Origin of the sequence: Pseudomonas sp. SM4 (assembly GCF_051913165.1) — a bacterium.
In the GTDB taxonomy this organism is placed as follows: Bacteria; Pseudomonadota; Gammaproteobacteria; order Pseudomonadales; family Pseudomonadaceae; genus Aquipseudomonas.
Genome location: NZ_JBODOE010000006.1, coordinates 323,593 through 347,795 on the forward strand (window position 1 = coordinate 323,593; position 24,203 = coordinate 347,795).

Genomic DNA, 24,203 nt, shown 5'->3' on the forward strand with positions numbered 1-24,203 from the left:
TTTTTTAAGATCAAGATCAAAAGATCGCAGCCTGCGGCAGCTCCTACCGGAGGCCCGGTCAAACCAGCATTGGAATTATGGCTTCATACCCTGTAGGAGTGAGCCTGCTCGCGATAGCAATCCGTCAGTCACGAATAAGTCGCCTGACCCACCGCCATCGCGAGCAGGCTCACTCCTACAAGGACCAATGTGGGAGCTGCCGAAGGCTGCGATCTTTTGATCTGGTTTTTTAAGATCAAGATCAAAAGATCGCAGCCTGCGGCAGCTCCTACCGGAGGCCCGGTCAAACCAGCATTGGAATTGGAACTGGCCTGACACCCCCTTGTAGGAGTGAGCCTGCTCGCGATCGCAATCCGTCAGTACCGAATAAGTCGCCTGACCACCGCCATCGCGAGCAGGCTCACTCCTACAAGGACCAATGTAGGAGCTGCCGAAGGCTGCGATCTTTTGATCTGGTTTTTAAGATCAGGATCAAAAGATCGCAGCCTGCGGCAGCTCCTACAGAGGCTTCAGTTAGATTTTGCGTGATTGTTCTTCGAGTTGGTCGGATTCGAACAACCGCGCCAGTTCCGCCCGGGCTTCCTGGGCGGTTTGCAGGACTTTTGCCGCGTCGTCGTAAATCGCGTGTTGCGCTTCCAGCACCTGTTCGTCGTGGTGTTTGAAGCGCTTGATGCGCGCATCAGCCTGAGCTTGGGTCAGCCCTAAGCCAACCAGCGTTCGCCGGCTCATTTCCAGACTTGAATAATACGTCTCGCGAATCGCTTCAGCGCCAACGTCGACCAAACGGTGCACGTGTTGACGGTTACGTGCCCGGGCGATGATTTTCATGTGCGGATACAGCTTGCGCACCACCTCGGCCGTCTTGATGTTGGTCTCCGGGTCATCCGTGGCAATCACAAAATATTCCGCCTCGCCGACCTTCGCCGCGTTGAGGATTTCCGGGCGCATCGGGTCGCCGTAAAACACCGGTACACCGCCAAAGCTGCGCGACAGTTCGATGGTTTCCACCGAGGTGTCGAGCGCGACGAATTTGATGTTCTGCGCGCGCAGAATACGCGCGACGATCTGGCCCATCCGGCCCATACCGGCAATCACCACGCGCGGGGTGTCAGTGTCGATCTCACGGTATTGTTGCGGCACTTCCACCGGCTGCACTTTCGGGCTGACCAGGCGCGCGCAGATCAACAGCAACAACGGCGTCAACGCCATCGACAGGGTGATGGTCAGCACCAGCAAGTCATACAGGCGCGGCTCGAACAGCCCCTGATCGCGGCCGATCTTGAACACCACAAAAGCAAATTCACCGCCGGCGGCGAGGACGATGCCGAGGCGGATGGCACTGATCTTGTTCAGCCCACCGGCCAGACGTCCAACCACAAACAGCAGCGGCAGTTTCAGGCCAATCAACAGCAGCGTCAGCCCCAACACGGTGATCGGTGCACTCAGTAACAGGCTCAGGTTCGCGCCCATGCCGACGCTGATGAAAAACAGCCCCAGCAGCAGGCCCTTGAACGGCTCGATCTGCGCTTCCAGCTCATGCCGATATTCCGAATCCGCCAGCAACAGACCGGCGAGAAACGCCCCCAACGCCATCGACACGCCGACCAGATCCATCAGCCACGCCGTGCCGATCACCACCAGCAACGCGGTGGCGGTGGACACTTCCGGCAGACCGGTTTTCGCCACCACGCGAAACACCGGACGCAGCAAATATCGCCCACCCACCACGACCACTGCGATACCGCCGAGCACCTGCAAACCATGATTGATATCTTCAGCGGTGCTGGTGGTGTGATTGCCACCCGCGAGCATCGGCACCAAGGCGATCAACGGGATCGCGGCGATGTCCTGGAACAACAGAATGGCGAACGCCAGGCGACCATGCGGGCTGGTCAGTTCCTTGCGCTCGGCAAGACTCTGCAGACCAAACGCCGTGGAAGACAGCGCCAGGCCAAGCCCCAGCACAATCGCGCTGTTCAGCGGTTGGCCAAACACTGACAACGCCAACACACCAATCACCGAAGCCGTCAGCAGCACCTGCGCCAGACCGACGCCGAACACCGATTTGCGCATCACCCACAAACGTCGCGGCGACAGCTCAAGGCCGATGATGAACAGCAGCAAGACCACGCCCAACTCCGAAATATGCGCCACGCTCTGCGGATTGCCGATCAGGCCCAGCACCGAAGGGCCGATGATCACCCCGGCAAACAGATAGCCGAGCACGGCGCCCAATTGCAGACGTTTGGCCAAAGGCACAGTGAGCACCGCCGCGAACAGAAACACGACAGCGGCTTGCAACAGATTGCCTTCATGGGGCATGGGTTTACTCCTGACAGCGGTACGGCGGGGGCGACAAGGATAAGGGCTGAATCGTTTCCAGATCCACCAAAGATCCCCTGTAGGAGCTGACGAGTGCAACGAGGCTGCGATCCTTTGATCTTGCTTTGGGGTTCAAACAAACAAGATCAAAAGATCGCAGCCTGCGGCAGCTCCTACAGGGGATTTTCGTTGTTTCTGTGATAATTGGCATCAATTGGTTACATTTATAACCCCTGTGTATCAATCTGTCCGAGACTTGCCATGGCCATCAACTTCGACCTCAACGATCTGCAAGCCTTTCGCGCGGTGGTCGAGCAGGGCAGTTTCCGCAAGGCCGCCGACACCGTGCGCCTGTCGCAGCCGGCGTTGAGCCGACGTATCGAAAAGCTCGAAGACGCCCTCGGCGTAAAACTCTTCGAACGCACCACGCGCAAGGTCAGCCTGACCCAGGCCGGACGCGGTTTCATGCCGAGTGTCGAGCGTCTGCTGGATGATCTCGATGTGGCGTTGCTGGGCATCAGCGAAGTGGCTTCAACCCGATTGGGCCACGTCACCGTCGCTTGCGTGCCGTCGGCGGCGTACTACTTCATGCCGCGGGTGGTCGCCCGCTATCACCAGCAATTCCCGCGCATCAAAGTCAAAGTCCTCGATTCCAGCGCCCACGATGTGCTCAGCGCGGTGGTCAATGGCGAGGCGGATTTCGGCTTGAGTTTTTTGGGCACGCAGGATGCCAAAGTCGACTTCGAAGCGCTTGTGCAGGAGTGCTACGTCGTCGCTTGTCGCCGCGATCACCCGTTGGCCGGGCGCAGCAGCGTGACGTGGGACGAGTTCTATCAGCAGGATTACATCTCGCTGGACAAGACTTCCGGCAACCGTTTTTTGCTCGATCAGGCCCTGAGCACCGTGGTGCCGCAGCGTCAGAGCATCTGTGAAACCAAGCACGTGACGACCATGATCGGTCTGGTCGAGGCGGGGTTGGGGGTGGCGGCGGTGCCGCTGATGGCGCTGCCGGGGCCGGATCATCCGATCCTGACGCGGGTGCCGCTGACCAATCCGCAGGTGATGCGCAGTGTCGGCATCATCAAGCGCCGGGGCCGTACATTGACCCCGGCGGCATTGGAACTGGAGCGGCTGGTGGTGGAAATGAAAGTCCAGCCGCCAACGATCAACGTTTGACCGAATCCAGCCCGGTGGCCTGCACGTCAGATTGTGCAGCCGGTGCGGCGAGGTAGGCGAGCAGGGCTTTCGCCTCTTGCGGGTGCTGCGCGCCAACTGGAATCCCTGCAGCAAAGCGCGTCACCGACTGCACCGATTCCGGAATCTTCGCGACGAAACTCACGCCCGGCACCGGCAGCAATTCGCTGACCTGTTGGAAGCCCAGTTGATAGTCGCCGGTGGCGACCACCGAGCCGACCGGGACTTTCGGAATCATCTTGGCCTTCGGTTTCAGCTGATCTTCGATGCCAAGCTTCTTGAACAATTGCTCTTGGATGTACACGCCGCTGGCGCTGTCGGAGTAGGCCACCGACTGCGCGTCGAGCAAGGTTTTCTTCAGCGCGTCGACGCTGCTGATGTCCGGTTTCGCCGCGCCTTCGCGCACCACTAGGCCGATCCGCGAGTCCGCCAGTTCCACGCGAGAAGCCGGGTCAACCTTGCCTTGCTTGATCAGATCATCAAGGGCGTAGCCGACCATGATCACCACGTCGGCGTGTTCGCCGCGCGCGAGGCGATTGGGGATCGCTTCCGGGGCCTTGCCCATCGACGGGCCGAGTTGGGTGTCGAGGGTGTTGCCGCTGGCGGCGGCGAATTTCGGCCCGAGGACTTTATAGGCGGCGGTGAAGCCCCCCGACGTCATCACGTTCAGCTGTTCAGCGTGTGCCAGGGTGCTGAAAGCGCAGAGGGCGATGGCGGCGAAGTTGAAGAGTTTTTTCATGGTCATGGTTCCTTATGCTGCGACCGGTTGCAGACGGCCGCCCGCGCGGCGATAGAGGTACAGCGTGGCGCACAACGCGCACAGCGCGCCGATGCTCATCCAGTAACCCGGCGCGGCTTTGTCGCCGGTGTACTGAATCAGGAATGTCGACATCGCTGGGGTAAAGCCGCCGAAAATTGCCGTGGCCAGGCTGTAGGCGAGGGAGAAACCGGCGACGCGCACTTCCACCGGCATGATTTCGGTCAGCGCCGGAATCATCGCGCCGTTGTACATGCCGTAGATGAACGACAACCACAGCAGCGACAGCAACATGTGGCTGAAGCTCGGCGCCTGCACCAGGTAGGACAGCGCCGGGTAGGTGGTGGCCAGCGCCAGCAGCGACATCGCGATCAGCACCGGACGACGACCGATGCGGTCCGACAACATGCCGCCAATCGGCAGCCAGAAGAAGTTCGACACGCCCACCAGCAAAGTCACCAGCAGCGCGTCCGAGGTGCTCAGGTGCAGCACGGTTTTGCCGAAGGTCGGCGCGTACACGGTGATCAGGTAAAACGCGGTGGTGGTCAGGGCGACCATCAACATGCCGCCGAGGACCACGCCCCAATTCTGGCCAAGGGTACGGAACACTTCGCGCATGCTTGGGCGGTGTTTGCGCGCAGCGAACTCTTCGGTTTCTGCCAGGTTACGGCGCAGCACAAAGATGAACGGCACGATCATGCAGCCGACGAAAAACGGAATCCGCCAGCCCCAGTCGGCAATCACGTCCGGCGCCATCCACGCGTTCAGCGCGAAGCCCAATGCGGCGGCAACGATGATCGCCACTTGCTGGCTGGCCGACTGCCAGGCGGTGAAAAAGCCCTTGCGGCCCGGCGTAGCGATCTCGGACAAATACACCGAAACCCCGCCCAGTTCGGCACCGGCCGAGAAGCCTTGCAGCAGACGCCCGATCAGCACTAGCGCGGGGGCGAACAAGCCGATGCTTTCGTATCCGGGCACCAACACAATCAATATCGTGCCGCTGGCCATGATCGACAATGTGACGATCAAACCCTTACGGCGACCGACGTCATCGATGTACGCGCCGAGCACGATGGCCCCCAGCGGACGCATCAAAAAGCCCGCGCCGAATACTGCAAAGGTCATCATCAGGGAGGCGAATTCACTGCTCGCCGGGAAGAACACCGACGCGATTTGCGTGGCGTAGAAGCCGAACAGAAAGAAGTCGAACTGTTCGAGGAAGTTGCCCGAGGTCACTCGGAAGATGGCGCCGGCCCGCGAGCCGCCGTGTGGGATTGAGGCTGTCATAGTAAAGGACTCCACCGCTTTTATGACGTGCGCCACGGAGAGTCAGCGCACGGTTCTTATTGAGGCGGATGGTCGCTCAGGTGTAACAGGATGTTAATTGCATTATTGGCATGCATTGATGTGCAAAGCGGATCAATGTGCTCGACGCATGTTTTTTGTAGGAGCCGAGCTTGCTCGCGAAAGCGGCGGATCAGGCAATGACGAGGTTGAATGTATCGGCCCTATCGCTGGCAAGCCAGCTCCCACAGGTTTTCGGGGGCCGCAACTTTCGCTAACACCCTGGCCCCATGTGGGAGCTGGCTTGCCAGCGATGGCGGCCCGGCGGACGACTACAATCCCCCAGCCAGCCCAGGCAAAAAACAAGGAATGATTCCCGAGCCGCGCAGTCCGAGTTCAGGTATCACACATCAATGGAGGTTCACCGATGAACAGCAAAACCCTAATCGCCAGCCTGGCCCTCGTTGCCGGCATTGCCGGGATCAGCCCACTCGTTCAAGCGGCGCAAACCTCAAGCGATCCCTCCGTCCAATCCCCGGTCAGCGACCGCGAATTGAAGGTCAACGACCGCGCCCCGGATATTTATCAACGCAGCGAAAAAGCCCTCGACTGGAAAGCCAAAGGCCTGAAGAAACCTGTCGACCAGGCGCAATGGGTGCAGATCAATGACCAGTACGTCATGGTAATGATCACCAACGGCACCATCGTCGAGATGAAACCGGTGCCGCGTTAAACACCGGCAATAATTAGCCATGGACGGTTGATTGCAATCGAGCGCCATTCGGGTAAAACCCGTGGGGCGTCTCGAGTGACCGGATGTCAGGAGCAATGGGTTGGACAAGAAACCGCTGTATCGCAAAGTCAACACGCGCACCCGGGGTGTGCGACGTCATGAATCGGTCGCGCATTACCGCGATCAACGCAATACCAAGGCCGAGAGCCGCCGCGAAGCATCGCGAGGTTCAATGCATCCAGGCAAACGATACGGGCTGGATTACACGCCGCTGTTCCGGTTTTTATTGTCCCGGGTGGGCGGCCATTGGGACCGGATTTTCAGTGAAGCGGTGGCTCGCCTCGACCGTCCCGATCCACTGTTCTGGATGGTTGCCATCCAGGAAGACGAGCGCGAGGACATCGTCCGATTGGGTGAGTCGAGTTACTTCAATGGCCTGTACGTCGATGAGCAAAACCTTCTGCAAATCGTCGATCCCGATTTGAAGGCCGAGAACATGACGCCGAGTTGCCAGTGCTGCACTCACACCTTCAACGGCGTTCCATTTGGCCAGCCTGCGAATTGAACGGGCCATTCCAGCCGCTGTGACTCAACACTTGCCCACCGCCCAGCCGATACTGATTGTTGCCACTGCGCTTGGCCTCGTACATCGCCAGATCGGCAATGTGCAGCAAGCGATCCATGGTCGGCGCGTGGTCGGGAAACACCGCGACGCCGAGGCTGGTGCCGATGTGTCGCTGGTCGTTGCCGATGCTCACCGTGGGCGATAACTCGACGAACATTTTCTGGCAGATGCGGCGGGCTTCGTCCTGCAAGTCGAGGCCGGGTGCCAGACCTTGCAGAATGACCACGAACTCATCGCCGCCGATGCGCGCAACGGTGTCGGTGCTGCGCAGGAGACGCTTCAGCCGGTTCGCGGTGGTGATCAGCACGCGGTCGCCGGCCGCATGGCCGTATTGATCATTGATGTTTTTGAAGCCGTTGAGATCGATAAACACCAGGGCGACTCGGGTGTTGGTCTGCCGGGCCTGATCCAGTGCTTCGGCTAACCGTTGCTCCAGCACCCGCCGATTGGGCAATCCGGTCAAGGGATCGAAGTGGGCGAGGTGTTGCAGGTAACTGGCCGAGGCCTTTTCTTCGGTGATGTCGCGTACCACGCCCATCATTTTGATCACCGCGTCGTGGTCGTTGCGCACCACGTTGCCGGTCTCGCGCAGCCAGCGAATCGTACCGTCGGGCCAGACCACGCGATATTCCTCGTCGTGGTTTTCACCGGTTTGCAGACAACGCAGTTCACCGTCGCGCACCCGAATGCGGTCATCCGGGTGTACGCAGGAGCAGAACAGAGCGTAGGACGGCGTGATCTCACCGATCTTGAAGCCGAACATGCCGTAGATCGCGTCCGACCAGTACAGCCGATCGCTGTCGACTTCCCAATCCCAAGTGCCGATGCGCGCAAAATATTGGCTGCGTTTGAAGCGCTCGGCGTCGCCGTCCTGATGAATGTTGCGGCCTTCAGCGGCGCGGCTGAGCAGCTCACGGTATTCGGCGAGCTGGCGACGCAAATCGCGCTCGCGCCAGATCAGCATGGCAATCACCGCCAACATGACAATGCCGATGGCAAGGCCGATCCAGAGCTGAATCATTCGGGCGCTGCCAGCATGCTGAATCGATCCGAGAGGTAGTGGCGGTTGGCTATGTTAATGCTTCATCACTCGGTTCGGATACCACGTTGATCTTCGCATTCGGGTTGCCAATCTCCGCCATTTCTGGGAAAACGGCGGCCAGCTGAACAATAGAGTGATTGTTATGAATGATGAACTGCAGGTAATCGATCTCGAGGTGGGCGAGGGCAAAGCCGCGGTCAAAGGCGCGCTGATCACCACGCAATACACCGGGTGGCTGGAAGACGGCAGCGAGTTCGATTCTTCCTACAGCCGTGGCAAACCTTTTCAGTGTGTGATCGGCACGGGCCGCGTGATCAAGGGCTGGGATCAGGGGCTGATGGGCATGCAGGTGGGCGGCAAACGTAAGTTGCTGGTGCCGGCGCACTTGGGCTATGGCGAGCGGACGATGGGCAAGATTCCTCCGCACTCGAATCTGGTCTTCGAGATTGAGTTGCTGGAGGTTTTGACGCGGGAGGATTGAGTGCAGGCGCTGTCGAGTCCTCCAGCGAGCCTTTGGTGGCGCTGGAGGATGTCGAAGGTTAACCCAGAGCCGGTAAACCTTTTATCCTTTCGGAGTTTCGTCAGCGCACGGGTTGAAGTAATCCTTGGCGGGCTGAGTGGTCCTCAGGCCCACTGCAACGGTGGCCCGGACGGAAAGCAGATGTCTACTTCCAACTCTGCTGCTGCCGAAATATTGACCAAGGCATCAAGGGAGAACTTGTCGATTTTCCCGTTGAGTACATCATTGAGGCGTGGCTGAGTAATGCCCAGACGCTTGGCTGCCTCCTTTTGTGGAAGCTCCCAAGCGCGAATGGTCTCGCAAAGCGTACGCATCAGTTTGGCCCGCAGACGCAAATTGGCTGCGTCCTGCGGCGTGTCTTCCAGTGCATCCCAGACGCTTGTAAAACGCAGGGATGGGTCTTGATGATCCTTCATGGCCTAACCTATTTCCTGGTATCTGGCGCGAGCCAGTTCGATATCTCGCGTTTCAGTTTTTCGTGTGGTCTTGTGCATGGCGTGCAGCACATAAATGGCTTCAGGCCGATTGACCACATAAAACACCCGAAACGCTCCTGAATCCTCAGTGATCCTGATTTCGTTGACGCCACGGCCTATGGTTTTCATGGGACGCCAATCAAAAGGTTCTTCACCCTGTTGCAAAAGATCCAACTGAAAACCCGCAGCCCTTCGGGCATCAAGCGGGAATGCACGCAGATCTTTGAGCGCACTCCCGACAAACATCACATCCTTGTGTCTGGGCATCGACTTCTCCTGTTAGAAAGGAAAAGCGTAATAGCTCAGAACCGATCGTGATGCGTCGGAGTGTTGCAAGGGATGGCAAGAGTCTCCATGCCAAAGGTTATATCAGAACAGATATAAAACAAGCTGGGTTTGATCCATCAGACATCTGGTAACAAAAAGCAGAGGTGCGGAAGTACGCTCCCTCACCTCATCAACCCACTTCAATTTCTGGTCGGCGGTTCCAGGTTGTCGAGCGCGCGGTTGACGGCGAGTTCGCCGAGCATCACCACTTGCTGAATGCCGAGCAGGGTGTTGCGGTAAGGCGTTTCCAGCAGGCCGGCGAAGTCGCTGAGCATGATGCTGGCCGAGGCCATGGATTCGCAGGCGTGAGCGAGGAGGGTTTCGGTGTCCATGTTCGGCGCGACCAGGAACATGGTGCTGGGTGTTCGCTGCGGTGGGGCGTGGGGTTTGAGGTAGTGATCGAGGGCGCGTTCGGCGGCGTCGTTCAGTTTTGTCGGGTCTAGGGTGGAGTAAGGGGATGTTGGATCGGATTCGGGTATGGCATCCGCTTCTGGCGGATTTGGCGTTACTTTGAACATGACTTGGATAACCTCAATGAGGCTGACACGGTCTTGCGACTAAACAATAGGTGGCAGCTGTACGCAGGTTAGTCGACCAGTATCCAAGCATTACCGGCGCACCCGAAGGCGCCCTGCGCACAGCTACCATTTAGCGCAGGCGTATAAATACCTGACTGAATGACAGCTTGCGAACCTGGAAAAACACCGAGCGACTAAACCCGATCACTGAACATTCAGTGATGCGAACCAAGTTACCGGCGACCCCCGAGTCGCACAAGCCGGCGGATTCTGGCGTAGTTGTAGGCAAAGGCGCAAGGCGCTGTAGCCTCGTGGATGATGTCGAAATGATGCGTTGTTTTTCCGGGCCTTTTCGCGAGCAAGCTTTGCTCCTGCAGTGTCTCGGGGTGTGCAAGAAACCTCTGTAGGAGCCGGGCTTGCCCGCGAAGGCGGACGATCAGTCACCGACGATATTGAACAGTGGAATCCGCCCATTCAGCGAAGGCCGGTAATGCCAGGCCAGTCGCTCCAGATTCACACCGTGATCGAGGATTTCCCTGACAGTCGCACAGGCAATTTCCGTCGCCAACATTTGCCCCGGACACTGATGCCGCCCGCTGCCAAAGCTGAAACTGCGCCGATTCGGCCGATCCAGCAAAAACCTGTCTGGCTGTTCATTAAGCGCCGGATCGCGATTGGCCGAAGCCAGCAGCACCAGAATCACATCCCCGGCCTCGACCCGCACACCGTCGATCTCGCAAGCGGCAGCCACAAACCGCCGAGTGTTCTGCACTGACGGATCAAAGCGCTGCACCTCAGCCAACACCGCATCCATGGACGCCCCGCGCAATCCGGGCTGACGCTTCAGTGCCGCCAACCCATTGCCAATCAACCCGGCGGTGGCTTCATAAGTCTGCGAACAAAGGCCGATCAGATTGGCGATCAACGCCTCTATATCCCCTTCGAATCGTTGCCGAATAGCCGTCAGCAGTTGGCTGTCGGACTCGGCCAGCAACTCGACGAAGTAACCCCGCAATTGCTCAGCCGCCCCGTGTGCCGCCACGAGTTGCAAGTCATTGCTCAACGGCGACAGACATGCGACAAAATCGGCGGTCAGTGCACTGATCGTCCGACCCTGCGCCGGGTTGAAACCGAGCAGCGCAGCGACCACGCACACCGGGCCGCGAAACATGGCTTTATATAAGCCGTCGGCGTCTACGGTGATCAATCGAGCGGCCACCAAGGCTCGAATGTGCGCCTCATCAATTAACTCAAGTGCAGGCTCGATCGCCGCACGCGGACAGCGTTGGCGTTCGCCGTCATTCATCCGCATCAACTGACCAAACACCTTGCCAGCCATGCCCTCGGCGATCGCTTTGGGTACCGGCTCCTGCGCAGGGCGCACCCGACAATCGGCATGTGCCAACACCGCGCACACCGCCCGCGCGCTACTGGCGACCCACACTTTTAGTCCGGCATGAAAGGCGAGTCCGCCCGCGGTGCGAAGTTGCGCGTAGTAGGGATAAGGATCGGCATGCGTCGCAGCAATGATCGGGTCCATGGTTTACCGCCTTGGGGTGGGAGAGAGGGCTTCTACTGTCTGCCGTTTTTGAGGGCGATGATTCGTTGTGCATCGAAATGTGTTTGTGGAAGTGTGAATGGATTTTTTAGCCGTTTAACCTCTACGCTCAATGGGTGATGAGTCACTGTTAACGTTCTCTCAAATAACTTGAATGAAGCACAACTTGTCTAGTTCGATAGTTGAGGGGTTTCGCAGATTGTTAGAGTGTTTTGTATTGTCAACTGTCAGGTATGACAGTTGACGGTGATCTGTGCGCGGTTCCCAATGTTTACGCCGTAGGCAGATTGTATGAGAGGGGCAGCAAATCTGAATCTCTTTTATTATTGTCAGGGAGAGCGCAGTGGACGATATCCCTTCAGTAACGGGTGAGAACAACCTTCGAAGGACCTGTTTGGTCGAAGGCGCAATCATGAATCGCTACGGTGGGTATGAACTGGTAAAAATTACTGAGCTTGTTGATTACTCGTATGGTCCGGGCTTCTTGTGGTTTTTGATAAGCGGCGGCAAAACCGGCAGGAAGCAAGTTTTGGCTGTCAGGTTCAGAATAACACCAAGTTTGAAAGTCTATCCCGTCACTCAGGGGCCATTTCGTTTAGTGGATGTTTATTTTAAACCGGGTAAGTCAACTTTGCCGGTAGACGCACTGAGCGGATCGTTGACCATAACGAAGTTTGAGATGGGCAAGGGAATAGAGGGGGTTCTGAGCGTTACTGCAGAGCGTTACGTGATGGCTGCTAGATTTGAAGTGGTTTGACTTGATGCTGGAGGGGAACATTCAAGAGTGAGTGACGATTCTGATGTCTTTTCGGAGAAATTAAAATGGATGAAGAGAGTGTAAGTCAGGTGTGGGGCAGCGGTTGGTTTGAGGGAGCCTTACGATACCCCGCTGGTTCTTATGAGATTATGAATATGAACGTGGTTAGCGTCACACCCAGTTCGAACAGTGTTAATGTGCAGATCCAGAATAAGACGCATGAGCCGACGATCAGGCTGGCTTTTTATTTTCTGGGCAGGAAGCCAGCGTTGGGAACTTACAACCTGGATGGCGAGAAGGATGGACTTCGGGTTTTTTTTAGGGGGGCTAAAATGTATTCTAATGAATACATCGCAGGCGGTTCAGTCACCTTGAATAATATCGGGGCCGATGGGAAGTGGTTTGCCGGTGTTTTTAAGGGTGTAAGAGATAGCTATGAAATCCAAGGTAAATTTGAGGTTCTTTTACCTTGATAAGCTAAGTTGTGTATTGGGGCGCCGTGAATGTCACGGTCATCTATGAGTGCGGGATAAGAATGCACGCAGAACAGCAAGACATCGGCGTTTCACAGGTGGCCGCCGCCATCGCGGAACCGGCGCGAACGAGAATCCTCTGTTCACTGATGGACGGTCACGCCCGCACCAGTACGGAGTTGGCGACTATCGCCGAGGTCAGCACTTCAACGGCGAGCGCGCATCTGGCCAAACTCAAGGACCTGGCGTTGATACGCCTGCACGTACAGGGCCGCCACCGTTATTACAGCCTCGCCGACCAGCGCGTGGCGCAGGCGCTGGAAGCGTTGATGGTGATTGGCCAGAACGCTACGCCGACGTTCAAACCGCATACTCCGGATCGACTGCAATTTGCTCGCACCTGTTACGACCATATGGCCGGGACACTGGCGGTGTTGCTGCATGACCGTTTGATCGAGGCGGGATGGCTGGTCGAGACCGACGAGCAGGCGTATCGCTTGAGCGACAGTGGCGCGGCGTTGTTCGAAGGGCTGGGCATTGAAGTGCAGGATTTGAGCACGCTGCGGCGCAAGTTTGCCTGCCCGTGCCTGGACTGGAGCATGCGCCGGCCGCATCTCGGTGGATCGCTCGGGGCGGCGTTGTTGCAAGCGGCGTTGAAGCGCCAATGGGTGACGCAGGATCTGGACAGTCGGGCGCTGGCGTTGACGGTGGTGGGGCGCAGGGAAATCGCCGCGCGGTTTGGCGTTGAGTTGGCGATTGATAAAAGCCAGATCAAAAGATCGCAGCGTTCCGCAACTCCTACAGGGCGTGTGTACACCCGATGAACCCCGATCCCGAATCTACGTAGGAGCTGCCGAAGGCTGCGATCTTTTGATCTTCGCTCCAAGCCGACGAGGGGTCGTGCCCAACCTTGTGCCCAAGCTCGCGACGCTATACTGTATATCCAGACAGTAAAGAGCCCGCGCCATGCAAATCATCGACAAGCTCAGCATCCTCGCCGACGCCGCCAAGTACGACGCCTCCTGCGCAAGCAGCGGTGCGCCCAAGCGCAGCTCCGAGGGCAAGACTGGCCTGGGCTCGACCGATGGCATGGGCATCTGCCACAGCTACACGCCTGACGGGCGTTGCGTTTCGTTGTTGAAAATCCTCCTGACCAACTTCTGCCTCTACGATTGCCAATACTGCGTCAATCGTCGTTCCAGCGATGTTCCCCGCGCGCGCTTCACCCCTGAAGAGGTGGTGGCGCTGACCCTGGATTTCTATCGACGCAACTGCGTCAGCGGTCTGTTCCTCAGCTCCGGCATCATCCGCTCGGCGGATTACACCATGGAACAACTGGTGCGCGTGGCCAAGCTGTTGCGTGAAGAGCATGAGTTTCGCGGCTACATCCATCTCAAGACGATTCCCGACGCCGACCCGGCGTTGATCGAGGAAGCGGGGCGCTACGCCGATCGCCTCAGCGTCAATATCGAGTTGCCCACCGATGCCAGCCTGCAAACCCTGGCACCGGAGAAAGACATTGGCTCGATCAAGCGGGCCATGAATACCATCTACACCGGCGTGCAAACGGTCCTCAATGAGCCCCGTTCAGCGAAGTTCGCGCCCGCCGGGCAAAGCACGCAAATGATCGTCGGCGCCGATGACACCGACGACAGCACGATTTTGCACAGTGCCCAGTCGCTGTACGGCAACTACCGCTTGCGCCGTGTTTATTATTCGGCGTTCAGCCCGATCCCCGACAGCCCGAAAAGTGTGCCACTGGCCGCGCCACCACTGATGCGCGAGCACCGTTTGTACCAAGCCGATTTCCTCCTGCGCAGCTACGGTTACAGCGCCGACGAACTGCTAAAGGGACCGGGCAACCTGGCGTTGGACATCGACCCGAAACTGGCGTGGGCGTTGCAGAATCGCGAGGTGTTCCCACTGGATCTGAACCGTGCCGAAGCGTCGTTGATCGCACGCATCCCCGGCATCGGGTTGCGCACCACCGAACGTCTGGTCGAACTGCGCCGGCAACGCAAGATCCGCTACGAAGATGTCGCGCGCATGCGTTGCGTATTGGCCAAGGCCAAACCCTTCATCATCACTAGCGACTACCACCCGCAGCAGGCCGAGGTCACCAGTCATATGCTTTATCAGCAACTGCGCGACCGGCCGATGCCGCAACAGATGAGGTTATGGGGATGATCAATCTCGACTGCGACGACCTGTTCGACACCTGGCGCCAACAGGCGCGCTGGCTGCTCAGCCATGAAATTGATCCGAGCCAGGTGAGCTGGGCCTCGGAAGGCGTGGGTGATCTGTTTGCCAATAATGATGATCCGGTACCTGAAGGGCAGGGGCCGTTTATGGCGAAGATCCCGCGCGTGCTGCTCGAGACCTTGGAGCAAGCGGCGCAATACCGGGGCGACCAGCGCTGGAGTCTGTTGTACGAAGTGTTGTGGCGCGTCAGCCATGGTGATCGCACGGCAATGATGGCCGGTGACAAACTGGGCAGCGAGTTGCAGCGGCGAATCAAACAAGTGCGCCGCGAAGCCCATCACCTGCATGCGTTTGTGCGCTTCATCGAACGCCCGTCAGCCAGCGCTGGCCCGCAATATGTCGCGTGGCACGAACCGGCGCACGACATCCTGCACAGCGCCAGCGAACATTTCATCGGGCGCATGGGCCAGCATCGCTGGCTGATCGCCACGCCGCGTGACGGGGTTTATTACGATGGCGAGCAACTGCTTCATCAGCGCCAATGCCCGCTGGAATGGCAGCAGCTGGCGCAGAACGTCGACGATCCGCATGGTGAACTGTGGCTGACCTATTACAGCCACATCTTCAACCCGGCGCGGTTGAACGAGAAGGTCATGCAAGGGCATTTGCCGGTGCGATTCTGGAAGAATTTGCCGGAGGGGGAGCTGATTCCTGGACTGATTACGCAGGCGCGGATGGGCAAACAGCAGAATGGGCAGGCGAGTGGGATCGCCAGTCGTGCCGGAAAAAGGATTGCCTTGAAATAAAAGATCAAAAGATCGTCCGATCGCGGCCCGAGCCTGCGGCAGCTCCTACATCGATCTATGTAGGAGCTGCCGAAGGCTGCGATCTTTTGATTTTGCTGTAACCCATAAAAAACCCCCATCGATCACTCGATGGGGGTTTTTGTGCATCAACCGCCGTCAAATCAAACCTTGACGATCCAGCCCGCTGGCGCTTCGATGTCGCCGGTCTGCACACCCGTCAGCTCTTTATAAAGCTTCTGAGTCACTGGACCTACTTCAGTCTCACTGTGGAACACATGCAGATGATCGTTGTAGCTGATGCCACCGATCGGCGTGATCACCGCAGCAGTACCGCAAGCGCCGGCTTCCTTGAAGTCCGACAGTTTGTCGATCAGCACGTCGCCTTCAACCACTTCCAGGCCCAGACGCGATTTCGCCAGTTCGATCAGCGACAGGCGGGTGATGCCTGGCAGAACGGACGGCGAGTTCGGGGTGATGAACTTGTTGTCGTGGGTGATCCCGAAGAAGTTGGCCGAACCGACTTCTTCGATCTTGGTGTGGGTCATCGGGTCCAGGTAGATCGCGTCGGCGAAGTTGGCTTTCTTGGCTTTCGAGCCCGGCATCAGGCTGGCCGCGTAGTTGCCGCCGACTTTGGCTGCGCCGGTGCCTTGTGGGGCCGCGCGGTCGTAGCTGGAGATCTGGAAGTTGTGTGGGGTCAGGCCGCCCTTGAAGTAGGCGCCGACTGGAATGCAGAAGATCGAGAAGATGAACTCGGGTGCAGTGCGCACGCCGATGTTGTCACCGACGCCGATCACGAACGGACGCAGGTACAGCGCGCCACCGGTGCCGTATGGCGGGATGAAGCGCTCGTTGGCACGCACCACGGCTTTACAGGCTTCGATGAACTGCTCGGTGTCGACTGTCGGCATCAGCAGGCGCGCGCAGCTGCGTTGCATACGCAGGGCGTTCTGGTCCGGGCGGAACAGGTTGATCGAGCCGTCCTTGCAACGATAGGCCTTCATGCCTTCGAAGCACTGCTGGCCATAGTGAAGGGCAGTCGAGCCTTCGCTGATGTGCAGCACGTTGTCTTCGGTCAGGGTGCCTTTGTCCCACTCGCCATCGCGAAAGTACGACAGATAGCGCTTGTCGGTCTTGATGTAGTCAAAACCCAGCTTGTCCCAATTGATGCTTTCGTTACCCATGACACCCTCTATCACTGAACAACCGTCGAAACGGTTCAAGGCTTCTGACGTTTTTTGGATGGGCACAACAATACTTCATTCTTGAGCGGTTTCGCAGCCCGGACGATGGAGGGATGAGCAGATTTATTAGCCTGCTTATGAAAAATCCTCGTTCATCGCTGAAAAGATCGCAGCCTGCGGCAGCTCCTACAGAATCGGCGAACCCCTGTAGGAGCTGCCGAAGGCTCGGGCCGCGATCGGACGATCTTTTGATCTTTACAGGTGCAACGCATGCCCGAGAGCACGCAACGCCGCTTCCTGCACCGCTTCACCCAGCGTCGGATGCGCATGAATAGTGCCGCCGATGTCTTCCAGTCGCGCGCCCATTTCCAGGCTTTGCGCAAACGCGGTCGACAACTCGGAAACCCCCACGCCCACCGCCTGCCAACCGACAATCAGATGATTGTCCCGACGAGCGACCACGCGCACAAAGCCGCTTTTCGACTCTAGCGTCATCGCCCGGCCATTCGCCGCGAACGGGAAACTGGAAACGATGCAGTCCAGACCGGCAGCCTTGGCCTCGTCCGGGGTCTTGCCGACCACCACCAGTTCCGGATCGGTAAAGCACACCGCAGCAATCGCCGTCGGGCTGAATTCGCGGGTTTTGCCGCTGATCAACTCGGCAACCATCTCGCCCTGCGCCATGGCGCGGTGAGCGAGCATCGGCTCGCCACTCAAATCACCGATGGCGTAAACGTTGCGCATGCTGGTCTGGCAGCGGCTGTCGATCTTGATCGCCGAACCGTTCATGTCCAGATTCAGTGCTTCGAGGTTCCAGCCCTGGGTATTCGGCTTGCGACCCACGGCGACCAGCACCTGATCAGTTACCAAGTTCAGGGTTTCGCCCTCGGGATCGCGCACCTGCAACGTGCCGTCGAAACCCAGCACGCTGTGTTTCAGGTACAGCTTCACACCCAGTTGCTTCAACGCCTCGTGCACCGGCTGCGTCAGTTCAGCGTCGTAGGCCGGCAGGATGCGATCCTGCGCCTCGACCACGCTCACGTCAGCTCCGAGCTTGCGGTAAGCGATGCCCAATTCCAGCCCGATGTAACCACCGCCGACCACTACCAGACGTTTCGGCACGGATGTCGGCGCCAGCGCCTCGGTGGAGGAGATGACCGGCCCGCCAATCGGCAGGATCGGCAGATTGACGCTGGTCGAACCGGTCGCCAGCACCAGGTGCTCACACTGAATACGCGTGTCGCCGACTTCGACAGTTTTGCCGTCGATGACTTTGGCCCAGCCATTGATGACCTGAACCTTGTTCTTCTTCAGCAGGGCAGCCACGCCAGTGGTCAGGCGATCAACGATGCCATCCTTCCACTCGACACTTTTAGTGATGTCGAGCGTCGGCGCGGAAACGCTGATGCCGAGCGCCGAATGCTGACTGTGATGCCGGGTCTGGTGAAACTGCTCAGCGACATGGATCAGCGCTTTCGACGGGATGCAGCCGATGTTCAGGCACGTACCGCCCAGCGATTGGCCTTCGACCAGAATCGTCGCAATGCCCAGTTGCCCGGCGCGAATCGCCGTTACATAGCCGCCAGGGCCGCCGCCGATGATCAGCAGCGTAGTGTTCAGAGATTGCATGCGAGCCTTACTCCACAAACAAAGTGGCAGGTTGTTCGATCAAGCCGCGAATGGCCTGGATGAAGAGCGCCGCGTCCATCCCGTCGACCACGCGGTGATCGAAGGAGCTGGAGAGGTTCATCATCTTGCGGATCACCACCTGGCCTTTGACGACCATCGGCCGTTCGACGATTTTGTTGACGCCGACGATGGCCACTTCCGGCAGGTTCAACACCGGGGTGCTGACGATACCGCCCAGCGCACCGAGGCTGGTGAGGGTGATGGTTGAACCGGATAGCTCATCGCGACTGGACTTGCCATTGCGCGCGGCATTGGCCAAACGCGAGATTTCCGTGGCGCTGTCCCACAGGCTGCGCGCCTCGGCGTGACGCACCACCGGCACCATCAGGCCGACATCGCTTTGCGTGGCGACGCCGACATGCACCGCGCCGAGGCGAGTGATGACCTGGGCTTCGTCGTCGTAACGGGCGTTCATCTGCGGGAAGTCGCGCAGGGCGACGACCAGGGCGCGGACGAGGAACGGCAGCAAGGTCAACTTGCCACGGCTGGCACCGTGTTTTTCATTCAGGTGCGCACGCAGTTCTTCGATTGCGGTGACGTCGATTTCTTCGACATAACTGAAGTGTGCGGCACGCTGGGTAGCGTCCTGCATGCGCTGGGCGATCTTGCGGCGCATGCCGATGACTTGAATCTGTTCTTCGTCGTCGCGTTGGGCGTAAGCGGCAGCCACGGGCGCCGAAGCGTTCGACTGACCTTGCGCCAAGTAGGCTTCAAGGTCTTCGTGCAACACCCGACCGGCCGGGCCGGAACCGCGCACCAGACGCAATTGAATTCCCAGATCCAGCGCATGTTTGCGCACGGCTGGCGAGGCGAGCGGGCGTTCGTCTGCTTCGCGAGCGACCATCGGGCCCTGACAAACAGCTGCCGGACGTGGCGCGGCGGCAGGAGCAGGTTTGCTCTCAACAACCGCTTCAGCTTTCGGTGCTACCGGCGCCTCTTTAACGGGCGCGGGTGCGGCGGACTCTTTCAAGTTACCGGCACCCTCAACCTCGATGCTGATCAGCACACTGCCAACCGCCATCACTTCACCCGGCTGACCACCAAGTGCAATCACCTTGCCGTGTACCGGCGATGGAATATCAACCATCGCCTTGTCGGTCATCACATCCGCCAGCACCTGATCTTCAACGACCAGATCGCCGACCTTGACGTGCCACTGCGACAGCTCTACTTCTGCGATGCCTTCGCCGATGTCCGGCATCTTGATAACGTGCGTGCCCATTCAGACCTCCATGACCCGTTTCAACGCCGCGCCCACTCGGGACGGCCCTGGGAAATACGCCCACTCTTGCGCGTGCGGGTAGGGGGTGTCCCAACCGGTGACGCGTTCGATCGGCGCTTCCAGGTGATGGAAGCAATGCTCTTGCACCAGCGACACCAGTTCGGCGCCGAAACCGCAGGTGCGCGTGGCTTCGTGAACCACCACGCAACGGCCGGTTTTCTTCACCGACTTGACGATGGTTTCCAGGTCCAGCGGCCACAGGCTGCGCAGGTCGATGACTTCAGCGTCGACACCGGATTCTTCGGCAGCGACTTGCGAGACGTACACGGTGGTGCCGTAAGTCAGCACGGTCACGTCCTTGCCCGGACGGGTGATCGCGGCAACGTCCAGCGGCACGGTGTAGTAACCGTCCGGAACCTGCGCTTGCGGGTGTTTCGACCACGGCGTTACCGGGCGGTCGTGGTGGCCGTCGAACGGGCCGTTGTACAGGCGTTTCGGCTCGAGGAAGATCACCGGGTCATCGTTTTCGATGGAGGCGATCAGCAGGCCTTTGGCGTCGTAAGGGTTGGATGGCATCACGGTGCGCAAACCGCAGACCTGAGTGAACATCGCCTCGATGCTCTGGCTGTGCGTCTGGCCGCCGTAGATGCCGCCGCCGCAGGGCATGCGCAGGGTCATCGGTGCGGTGAACTCGCCAGCCGAGCGATAACGCAGGCGCGCCGCTTCGGAAATAATCTGGTCGGACGCCGGGTAAACGTAATCAGCGAATTGAATCTCGGCGACCGGACGCAAACCGTAAGCGCCCATGCCCACGGCCACGCCGACGATGCCGCTTTCCGAGATCGGCGCGTCGAATACCCGCGAAGCGCCGTATTTGGTTTGCAGGCCTTCGGTGCAACGGAACACGCCGCCGAAGTAGCCGACGTCCTGACCGAACACCACCACGTTATCGTCACGCTCAAGCATCACATCCATGGCCGAGCGCAGGGCCTGGATCATGGTCATGGTGGTCGTGGTCATGGCGGTTTCCAACTGAATATTGTTGTTGTGATCGTTCATGTCAGATCCCCAACTGCTGACGCTGGCGCTTCAAGTGCTCCGGCATCTCTTTGTAGACGTCTTCGAACATGGTCGCGGCGCTTGGAATCTGGCCGCCGGCGAGGGTGCCGTACTGTTCGGCCTGTTTCTGCGCAGCAATCACTTCGGCTTCGAGTTCGGCGCTGACGGCGGCGTGCTCTTCGTCTGACCAGTGGCCGACCTTGATCAGGTGCTGTTTGAGACGAGCGATCGGGTCGCCGAGCGGGAAGTGGCTCCAGTCATCGGCCGGGCGGTATTTCGATGGATCGTCGGAGGTCGAGTGCGGACCCGCGCGGTAGGTGACCCATTCGATCATGGTCGGGCCGAGGTTGCGGCGGGCGCGTTCGGCGGCCCAGGCAGAGGCCGCATACACAGCGTAGAAGTCGTTACCATCAACGCGCAGCGAGGCGATGCCACAACCGACGCCGCGTCCGGCGAAGGTGGTGGCTTCACCGCCGGCGATGGCCTGGAAGGTCGAAATCGCCCATTGGTTATTCACGACGTTGAGGATCACCGGCGCGCGATAAACGTGGGCGAAGGTGAGGGCGGTGTGGAAGTCCGATTCGGCGGTGGCGCCGTCGCCAATCCACGCCGAAGCGATTTTGGTGTCGCCCTTGATCGCCGAGGCCATGCCCCAGCCGACCGCTTGAATGAACTGGGTGGCGAGGTTGCCGGAAATGGTGAAGAAACCAGCCTCTTTAACCGAATACATGATCGGCAACTGGCGGCCCTTGAGCGGATCGCGCTCGTTGGACAGCAGTTGGCAGATCAGGTCGACCAGCGGCACTTCGCGGGCCATCAGAATGCTTTGCTGACGGTAGGTCGGAAAGCACATGTCGTCGATGTTCAGGGCCAACGCCTGAGCACTGCCAATGGCTTCTTCGCCAAGGCTCTGCATGTAGAACGACATTTTTTTCTGACGCTGGGCGACCACCATGCGGTTGTCGTAGATACGCGTCTTGAGCATCGCGCGCATGCCTTTGCGCAGGATCTCGACCGGCACATTTTCAGCCCAAGGGCCGAGGGCATTGCCCTGATCGTCGAGCACACGAATCAGCCCACGCGCCAGGTCGGCGGTGTCGGCAGGTTCGACGTCGATGGAAGGTTTGCGCACCGTACCGGCATCGGTCAGATGCAGGTAGGAAAAATCGGTTTTGCAGCCTGGACGGCCCGAGGGTTCAGGGACGTGCAGACGCAGCGGTTCATACGCTTGGGTCATGGCTTCTACGCTCGATCTTGTGAATTTCTTGTAGTGAGCTGGCAGTCATTCTTCGGTAGAAGAAATCTTGTCCTACAACAATCATAGGCCGGGCCAAGAAGAATATTTATCTCTGTTTCGTTGCGCTGGAGACGATTTGCAGATAGAAATTCTGCATAAACATAAAAAACAGGTGGTTTTGTCTCATGCGCAAACTGGATCGTACCGACATCGGCATTCTCAACAGCCTTCAGGAGAACGCGCGCATCACCAACGCCGACCTCGCACGCTCGGTCAACCTGTCGCCGACGCCGTGCTTCAACCGGGTCAAAGCGATGGAAGAATTAGGCCTGATTCGCGAGCAGGTGACGCTACTGGATGCCGACCTGCTGGGGCTGCACGTGAACGTGTTTATTCACGTCAGCCTAGAGAAACAGGTGGAGTTGGCGTTGCAGCATTTCGAGGAGGCGATTTCCGATCGCCCCGAGGTGATGGAGTGCTATCTGATGGCGGGCGATCCGGATTATCTGATCCGGGTGCTGGTGCCGACGATTCAGTCGTTGGAGCGCTTCATGATGGACTTTCTGACCAAAGTGCCGGGGGTGGCGAATATCCGCTCGAGTTTTGCGTTGAAGCAGGTGCGGTATAAAACGGCGTTGCCGCTGCCGGCGAATGGGTTGACGTTGGGGACGTGAAGATCAAAAGATCGCAGCCTTCGGCAGCTCCTACATGGGATGCGCATTTCTCCTGTAGGAGCTGCCGCAGGCTGCGATCTTTTGACGTTAAAGCTTATTGATCGGGATCTTCAGATACACCACGCCATTGTCTTCAGCCGCCGGCAAATTTCCCGCCCGCACATTCACCTGAATCGCCGGCAGCAACAGCGTCGGCATGCCCAGCCCGGCGTCACGCTGCGTGCGCATCTCGACAAACGCCGCCTCATCAACCCCGTCATGCACATGAATGTTGCTTTTGCGCTGCTCGCCAACCGTGGTCTGGCACTGCGACTCGCGGCCTTCTGGCGGGTAATCGTGGCAAACGTAAAGCTTCACGCTCGCCGGGAAGGCCAACAATTTATGGATCGAATTGAACAACTGATGGGCGTTGCCACCCGGGAAGTCGCAGCGCGCCGTGCCGACATCCGGCATGAACAGCGTGTCGCCGACCAGAATCTGCTCACCGTCGATCAAATAAGCCATGTCCGCCGGCGTGTGTCCGGGTACATGCAGCGCCGTAGCTTTGAGATTGCCGATGCTGAATGACTCGTTCGGCGCGAACAGGTGGTCGAACTGCGAACCGTCGACACAGAACTCCGGCTCCAGATTGAACAGTGCCTTGAACACGTTCTGCACTTTACTGATCGATTCACCGATGGCGATCTTGCCGCCCAGTTCGCGGCGCAGATACGGCGCGGCAGACAGGTGATCGGCGTGGGCGTGGGTTTCCAGCAGCCATTGCACTTGCAGATTGTGTTGGCGCACGAAGGCAATGATTTTGTCGGCCTGCGCGCTGCAGGTGCGCCCGGCGGCACCGTCATAATCGAGCACTGGGTCGACGATTGCACATTGCCCGCCGTCGGCTTCATAGACCACATAGCTGTAGGTCGAGGAGGCGGGGTCGAGGAACGATTCAATCTGCGCGGGCATGGACACCACCTGAACAAGGGAAATGGGTTGCAACACTTTATCTAAAAACATAATGTTCGCAGCTTAAGTGACGTTGAAGGCCTCGTGCAAATGCAATCCAGTCTGACCGAATGTGAAGTCGCCCAACTGCGTGCCTCGGCCTCCAAGGCGTGTGCGCTGCTCAAGGCGTTGGCCAATGAAGATCGCCTGTTGATTTTGTGTCAGCTGACTCAGGGCGAACGCAACGTTGGCGAACTGGAAACCATGACCGGCGTGCGTCAGCCAACGCTGTCCCAGCAACTGGGCATCCTGAGGGATGAGGGGCTGGTCGCGACCCGCCGTGAAGGCAAGTACATTTTCTACGGCCTCGCCAGTCACGAAGTGATTCAAGTGATGAAGACCCTGTCGGGGCTTTATTGCGGTGCCGTCCTCAAAAGCTGGGAACAGCCATAAATGCCAGCCAGAACACCACGTACCCTGTGGGAGCTGGCTTGCCAGCGATGAGGCCGGCACATCCGACATCTATGGTGAAGGACAGGCTGCCATCGCTGGCAAGCCAGCTCCCACAGGTTTAGTGGTTGACTCGGAAAAATCCTTGCGTGCAGCAAAAGGAACAA

General features: G+C 58.7%; 25 protein-coding genes. 11 read left to right on the forward strand and 14 right to left on the reverse strand.

The window, feature by feature from the left end:
* Nucleotides 1-513: 513 nt before the first annotated feature.
* Nucleotides 514-2,322, reverse strand: a complete 1,809-nt coding sequence (locus ACQ4MY_RS13985; RefSeq protein WP_440095528.1) for a monovalent cation:proton antiporter-2 (CPA2) family protein — start codon at nucleotides 2,320-2,322, stop codon at nucleotides 514-516.
* 261 nt (nucleotides 2,323-2,583) lie between these two features.
* On the opposite strand from ACQ4MY_RS13985, the gene ACQ4MY_RS13990 reads away from it, so the two are divergent.
* The gene (locus ACQ4MY_RS13990; RefSeq protein ID WP_008082373.1) at nucleotides 2,584-3,498 is read left to right on the forward strand and encodes a LysR family transcriptional regulator; all 915 of its coding nucleotides are present in this window, start codon (nucleotides 2,584-2,586) and stop codon (nucleotides 3,496-3,498) included.
* On the opposite strand, the gene ACQ4MY_RS13995 is transcribed toward ACQ4MY_RS13990, so the two are convergent.
* A complete protein-coding gene (locus ACQ4MY_RS13995; RefSeq protein WP_440095530.1) occupies nucleotides 3,488-4,255 on the reverse strand; it encodes a substrate-binding domain-containing protein in 768 nt (255 codons plus the stop codon). The two genes, ACQ4MY_RS13990 and ACQ4MY_RS13995, sit on opposite strands and share 11 nt — an antisense overlap.
* Before the next feature lie 12 nt (nucleotides 4,256-4,267).
* Entirely contained in the window at nucleotides 4,268-5,560 is a 1,293-nt protein-coding gene (locus tag ACQ4MY_RS14000; protein WP_440095531.1) for an MFS transporter, read from the reverse strand.
* A 424-nt stretch (nucleotides 5,561-5,984) separates the two neighbouring features.
* Here ACQ4MY_RS14000 and ACQ4MY_RS14005 point away from each other — a divergent pair, with 424 nt between their 5' ends.
* Both ACQ4MY_RS14005 and ACQ4MY_RS14010 read left to right on the forward strand, forming a co-directional pair.
* Nucleotides 5,985-6,290, forward strand: a complete 306-nt coding sequence (locus ACQ4MY_RS14005; RefSeq protein WP_008082377.1) for an RcnB family protein — start codon at nucleotides 5,985-5,987, stop codon at nucleotides 6,288-6,290.
* A gap of 100 nt (nucleotides 6,291-6,390) precedes the next feature.
* Nucleotides 6,391-6,855 carry a hypothetical protein gene (locus tag ACQ4MY_RS14010; protein ID WP_440095533.1) on the forward strand — a complete coding sequence of 155 codons (465 nt, stop codon included), beginning with the start codon at nucleotides 6,391-6,393 and terminating at the stop codon, nucleotides 6,853-6,855.
* Here ACQ4MY_RS14010 and ACQ4MY_RS14015 read toward each other — a convergent pair.
* A complete protein-coding gene (locus ACQ4MY_RS14015) occupies nucleotides 6,821-7,936 on the reverse strand; it encodes a diguanylate cyclase domain-containing protein (RefSeq protein WP_440095535.1) in 1,116 nt (371 codons plus the stop codon). The genes ACQ4MY_RS14010 and ACQ4MY_RS14015 overlap by 35 nt on opposite strands.
* 163 nt (nucleotides 7,937-8,099) lie before the next feature.
* Between ACQ4MY_RS14015 and ACQ4MY_RS14020 the strand changes: the two genes are divergently transcribed.
* Nucleotides 8,100-8,438: an FKBP-type peptidyl-prolyl cis-trans isomerase gene (locus ACQ4MY_RS14020; protein ID WP_440095536.1), complete on the forward strand. Its 339-nt coding sequence runs from the start codon at nucleotides 8,100-8,102 to the stop codon at nucleotides 8,436-8,438.
* 143 nt (nucleotides 8,439-8,581) lie between these two features.
* Here ACQ4MY_RS14020 and ACQ4MY_RS14025 read toward each other — a convergent pair whose 3' ends face one another.
* The 4 genes from ACQ4MY_RS14025 to ACQ4MY_RS14040 form a co-directional block, all read right to left on the reverse strand.
* Complete coding sequence (locus ACQ4MY_RS14025) at nucleotides 8,582-8,893, reverse strand: helix-turn-helix domain-containing protein (RefSeq protein WP_008082380.1); 312 nt, start codon at nucleotides 8,891-8,893, stop codon at nucleotides 8,582-8,584.
* Nucleotides 8,894-8,896: 3 nt separating this feature from the next.
* Nucleotides 8,897-9,220, reverse strand: a complete 324-nt coding sequence (locus tag ACQ4MY_RS14030) for a type II toxin-antitoxin system RelE/ParE family toxin (protein WP_008082382.1) — start codon at nucleotides 9,218-9,220, stop codon at nucleotides 8,897-8,899.
* Nucleotides 9,221-9,420: 200 nt separating this feature from the next.
* Nucleotides 9,421-9,798: a DUF6124 family protein gene (locus ACQ4MY_RS14035; RefSeq protein WP_158830827.1), complete on the reverse strand. Its 378-nt coding sequence runs from the start codon at nucleotides 9,796-9,798 to the stop codon at nucleotides 9,421-9,423.
* Between the two features lie 436 nt (nucleotides 9,799-10,234).
* The gene (locus ACQ4MY_RS14040) at nucleotides 10,235-11,338 is read right to left on the reverse strand and encodes a cytochrome P450 (RefSeq protein WP_440095538.1); all 1,104 of its coding nucleotides are present in this window, start codon (nucleotides 11,336-11,338) and stop codon (nucleotides 10,235-10,237) included.
* Nucleotides 11,339-11,768: 430 nt separating this feature from the next.
* Between ACQ4MY_RS14040 and ACQ4MY_RS14045 the strand changes: the two genes are divergently transcribed.
* From ACQ4MY_RS14045 to ACQ4MY_RS14065, 5 genes are all read left to right on the forward strand, one after another.
* Nucleotides 11,769-12,113 carry a hypothetical protein gene (locus tag ACQ4MY_RS14045; protein WP_440095539.1) on the forward strand — a complete coding sequence of 115 codons (345 nt, stop codon included), beginning with the start codon at nucleotides 11,769-11,771 and terminating at the stop codon, nucleotides 12,111-12,113.
* A 65-nt stretch (nucleotides 12,114-12,178) separates the two neighbouring features.
* Complete coding sequence (locus tag ACQ4MY_RS14050) at nucleotides 12,179-12,586, forward strand: hypothetical protein (RefSeq protein WP_008082388.1); 408 nt, start codon at nucleotides 12,179-12,181, stop codon at nucleotides 12,584-12,586.
* A gap of 62 nt (nucleotides 12,587-12,648) precedes the next feature.
* Nucleotides 12,649-13,410: an ArsR/SmtB family transcription factor gene (locus ACQ4MY_RS14055; protein WP_440095540.1), complete on the forward strand. Its 762-nt coding sequence runs from the start codon at nucleotides 12,649-12,651 to the stop codon at nucleotides 13,408-13,410.
* A gap of 142 nt (nucleotides 13,411-13,552) precedes the next feature.
* A complete protein-coding gene (locus ACQ4MY_RS14060; protein ID WP_440095542.1) occupies nucleotides 13,553-14,773 on the forward strand; it encodes a putative DNA modification/repair radical SAM protein in 1,221 nt (406 codons plus the stop codon).
* A complete protein-coding gene (locus ACQ4MY_RS14065; RefSeq protein ID WP_440095543.1) occupies nucleotides 14,770-15,594 on the forward strand; it encodes a TIGR03915 family putative DNA repair protein in 825 nt (274 codons plus the stop codon). Before ACQ4MY_RS14060 ends, ACQ4MY_RS14065 begins: the two co-directional genes overlap by 4 nt.
* A gap of 161 nt (nucleotides 15,595-15,755) precedes the next feature.
* On the opposite strand, the gene ACQ4MY_RS14070 is transcribed toward ACQ4MY_RS14065, so the two are convergent.
* The 5 genes from ACQ4MY_RS14070 to ACQ4MY_RS14090 all read right to left on the reverse strand — a co-directional run bounded on the left by ACQ4MY_RS14070 (nucleotide 15,756) and on the right by ACQ4MY_RS14090 (nucleotide 21,982).
* A complete protein-coding gene (locus ACQ4MY_RS14070) occupies nucleotides 15,756-16,775 on the reverse strand; it encodes a branched-chain amino acid aminotransferase (RefSeq protein ID WP_008086978.1) in 1,020 nt (339 codons plus the stop codon).
* A gap of 255 nt (nucleotides 16,776-17,030) precedes the next feature.
* Nucleotides 17,031-18,404: a dihydrolipoyl dehydrogenase gene (gene lpdA / locus ACQ4MY_RS14075; protein ID WP_440095545.1), complete on the reverse strand. Its 1,374-nt coding sequence runs from the start codon at nucleotides 18,402-18,404 to the stop codon at nucleotides 17,031-17,033.
* A gap of 7 nt (nucleotides 18,405-18,411) precedes the next feature.
* Complete coding sequence (locus ACQ4MY_RS14080) at nucleotides 18,412-19,686, reverse strand: dihydrolipoamide acetyltransferase family protein (RefSeq protein ID WP_440095546.1); 1,275 nt, start codon at nucleotides 19,684-19,686, stop codon at nucleotides 18,412-18,414.
* The gene (locus tag ACQ4MY_RS14085) at nucleotides 19,687-20,745 is read right to left on the reverse strand and encodes an alpha-ketoacid dehydrogenase subunit beta (RefSeq protein ID WP_008086973.1); all 1,059 of its coding nucleotides are present in this window, start codon (nucleotides 20,743-20,745) and stop codon (nucleotides 19,687-19,689) included.
* Nucleotide 20,746: 1 nt separating this feature from the next.
* Nucleotides 20,747-21,982, reverse strand: a complete 1,236-nt coding sequence (locus ACQ4MY_RS14090) for a 3-methyl-2-oxobutanoate dehydrogenase (2-methylpropanoyl-transferring) subunit alpha (protein ID WP_007915086.1) — start codon at nucleotides 21,980-21,982, stop codon at nucleotides 20,747-20,749.
* Between the two features lie 185 nt (nucleotides 21,983-22,167).
* Between ACQ4MY_RS14090 and bkdR the strand changes: the two genes are divergently transcribed.
* Entirely contained in the window at nucleotides 22,168-22,656 is a 489-nt protein-coding gene (gene bkdR / locus ACQ4MY_RS14095; RefSeq protein WP_158830817.1) for a Bkd operon transcriptional regulator BkdR, read from the forward strand.
* Nucleotides 22,657-22,743: 87 nt separating this feature from the next.
* Here the strand turns inward: bkdR and ACQ4MY_RS14100 are convergent, their stop codons facing one another.
* The gene (locus ACQ4MY_RS14100; protein WP_440095547.1) at nucleotides 22,744-23,607 is read right to left on the reverse strand and encodes an MBL fold metallo-hydrolase; all 864 of its coding nucleotides are present in this window, start codon (nucleotides 23,605-23,607) and stop codon (nucleotides 22,744-22,746) included.
* Nucleotides 23,608-23,697: 90 nt separating this feature from the next.
* Between ACQ4MY_RS14100 and ACQ4MY_RS14105 the strand changes: the two genes are divergently transcribed.
* Nucleotides 23,698-24,039: an ArsR/SmtB family transcription factor gene (locus ACQ4MY_RS14105; protein ID WP_008086967.1), complete on the forward strand. Its 342-nt coding sequence runs from the start codon at nucleotides 23,698-23,700 to the stop codon at nucleotides 24,037-24,039.
* The last annotated feature ends 164 nt before the right edge of the window (nucleotides 24,040-24,203 follow it).

Bases quoted from the DNA above. Each gene is read 5' to 3' on its own strand.
- ACQ4MY_RS14080 (WP_440095546.1), bottom strand. From the start codon at position 19,686: ATGGGCACGCACGTTATCAAGATGCCGGACATCGGCGAAGGCATCGCA.
- ACQ4MY_RS13985 (WP_440095528.1), bottom strand. From the start codon at position 2,322: ATGCCCCATGAAGGCAATCTGTTGCAAGCCGCTGTCGTGTTTCTGTTC.
- ACQ4MY_RS14005 (WP_008082377.1), top strand. From the start codon at position 5,985: ATGAACAGCAAAACCCTAATCGCCAGCCTGGCCCTCGTTGCCGGCATT.
- ACQ4MY_RS14020 (WP_440095536.1), top strand. From the start codon at position 8,100: ATGAATGATGAACTGCAGGTAATCGATCTCGAGGTGGGCGAGGGCAAA.
- ACQ4MY_RS14060 (WP_440095542.1), top strand. From the start codon at position 13,553: ATGCAAATCATCGACAAGCTCAGCATCCTCGCCGACGCCGCCAAGTAC.
- bkdR (WP_158830817.1), top strand. From the start codon at position 22,168: ATGCGCAAACTGGATCGTACCGACATCGGCATTCTCAACAGCCTTCAG.
- lpdA (WP_440095545.1), bottom strand. From the start codon at position 18,404: ATGCAATCTCTGAACACTACGCTGCTGATCATCGGCGGCGGCCCTGGC.
- ACQ4MY_RS14050 (WP_008082388.1), top strand. From the start codon at position 12,179: ATGGATGAAGAGAGTGTAAGTCAGGTGTGGGGCAGCGGTTGGTTTGAG.
- ACQ4MY_RS14085 (WP_008086973.1), bottom strand. From the start codon at position 20,745: ATGAACGATCACAACAACAATATTCAGTTGGAAACCGCCATGACCACG.
- ACQ4MY_RS14070 (WP_008086978.1), bottom strand. From the start codon at position 16,775: ATGGGTAACGAAAGCATCAATTGGGACAAGCTGGGTTTTGACTACATC.
- ACQ4MY_RS13990 (WP_008082373.1), top strand. From the start codon at position 2,584: ATGGCCATCAACTTCGACCTCAACGATCTGCAAGCCTTTCGCGCGGTG.
- ACQ4MY_RS14045 (WP_440095539.1), top strand. From the start codon at position 11,769: ATGAATCGCTACGGTGGGTATGAACTGGTAAAAATTACTGAGCTTGTT.
- ACQ4MY_RS14035 (WP_158830827.1), bottom strand. From the start codon at position 9,798: ATGTTCAAAGTAACGCCAAATCCGCCAGAAGCGGATGCCATACCCGAA.
- ACQ4MY_RS14000 (WP_440095531.1), bottom strand. From the start codon at position 5,560: ATGACAGCCTCAATCCCACACGGCGGCTCGCGGGCCGGCGCCATCTTC.
- ACQ4MY_RS14105 (WP_008086967.1), top strand. From the start codon at position 23,698: ATGCAATCCAGTCTGACCGAATGTGAAGTCGCCCAACTGCGTGCCTCG.
- ACQ4MY_RS14090 (WP_007915086.1), bottom strand. From the start codon at position 21,982: ATGACCCAAGCGTATGAACCGCTGCGTCTGCACGTCCCTGAACCCTCG.
- ACQ4MY_RS14065 (WP_440095543.1), top strand. From the start codon at position 14,770: ATGATCAATCTCGACTGCGACGACCTGTTCGACACCTGGCGCCAACAG.
- ACQ4MY_RS14100 (WP_440095547.1), bottom strand. From the start codon at position 23,607: ATGCCCGCGCAGATTGAATCGTTCCTCGACCCCGCCTCCTCGACCTAC.
- ACQ4MY_RS14055 (WP_440095540.1), top strand. From the start codon at position 12,649: ATGCACGCAGAACAGCAAGACATCGGCGTTTCACAGGTGGCCGCCGCC.
- ACQ4MY_RS14015 (WP_440095535.1), bottom strand. From the start codon at position 7,936: ATGATTCAGCTCTGGATCGGCCTTGCCATCGGCATTGTCATGTTGGCG.
- ACQ4MY_RS14030 (WP_008082382.1), bottom strand. From the start codon at position 9,220: ATGCCCAGACACAAGGATGTGATGTTTGTCGGGAGTGCGCTCAAAGAT.
- ACQ4MY_RS13995 (WP_440095530.1), bottom strand. From the start codon at position 4,255: ATGAAAAAACTCTTCAACTTCGCCGCCATCGCCCTCTGCGCTTTCAGC.
- ACQ4MY_RS14025 (WP_008082380.1), bottom strand. From the start codon at position 8,893: ATGAAGGATCATCAAGACCCATCCCTGCGTTTTACAAGCGTCTGGGAT.
- ACQ4MY_RS14040 (WP_440095538.1), bottom strand. From the start codon at position 11,338: ATGGACCCGATCATTGCTGCGACGCATGCCGATCCTTATCCCTACTAC.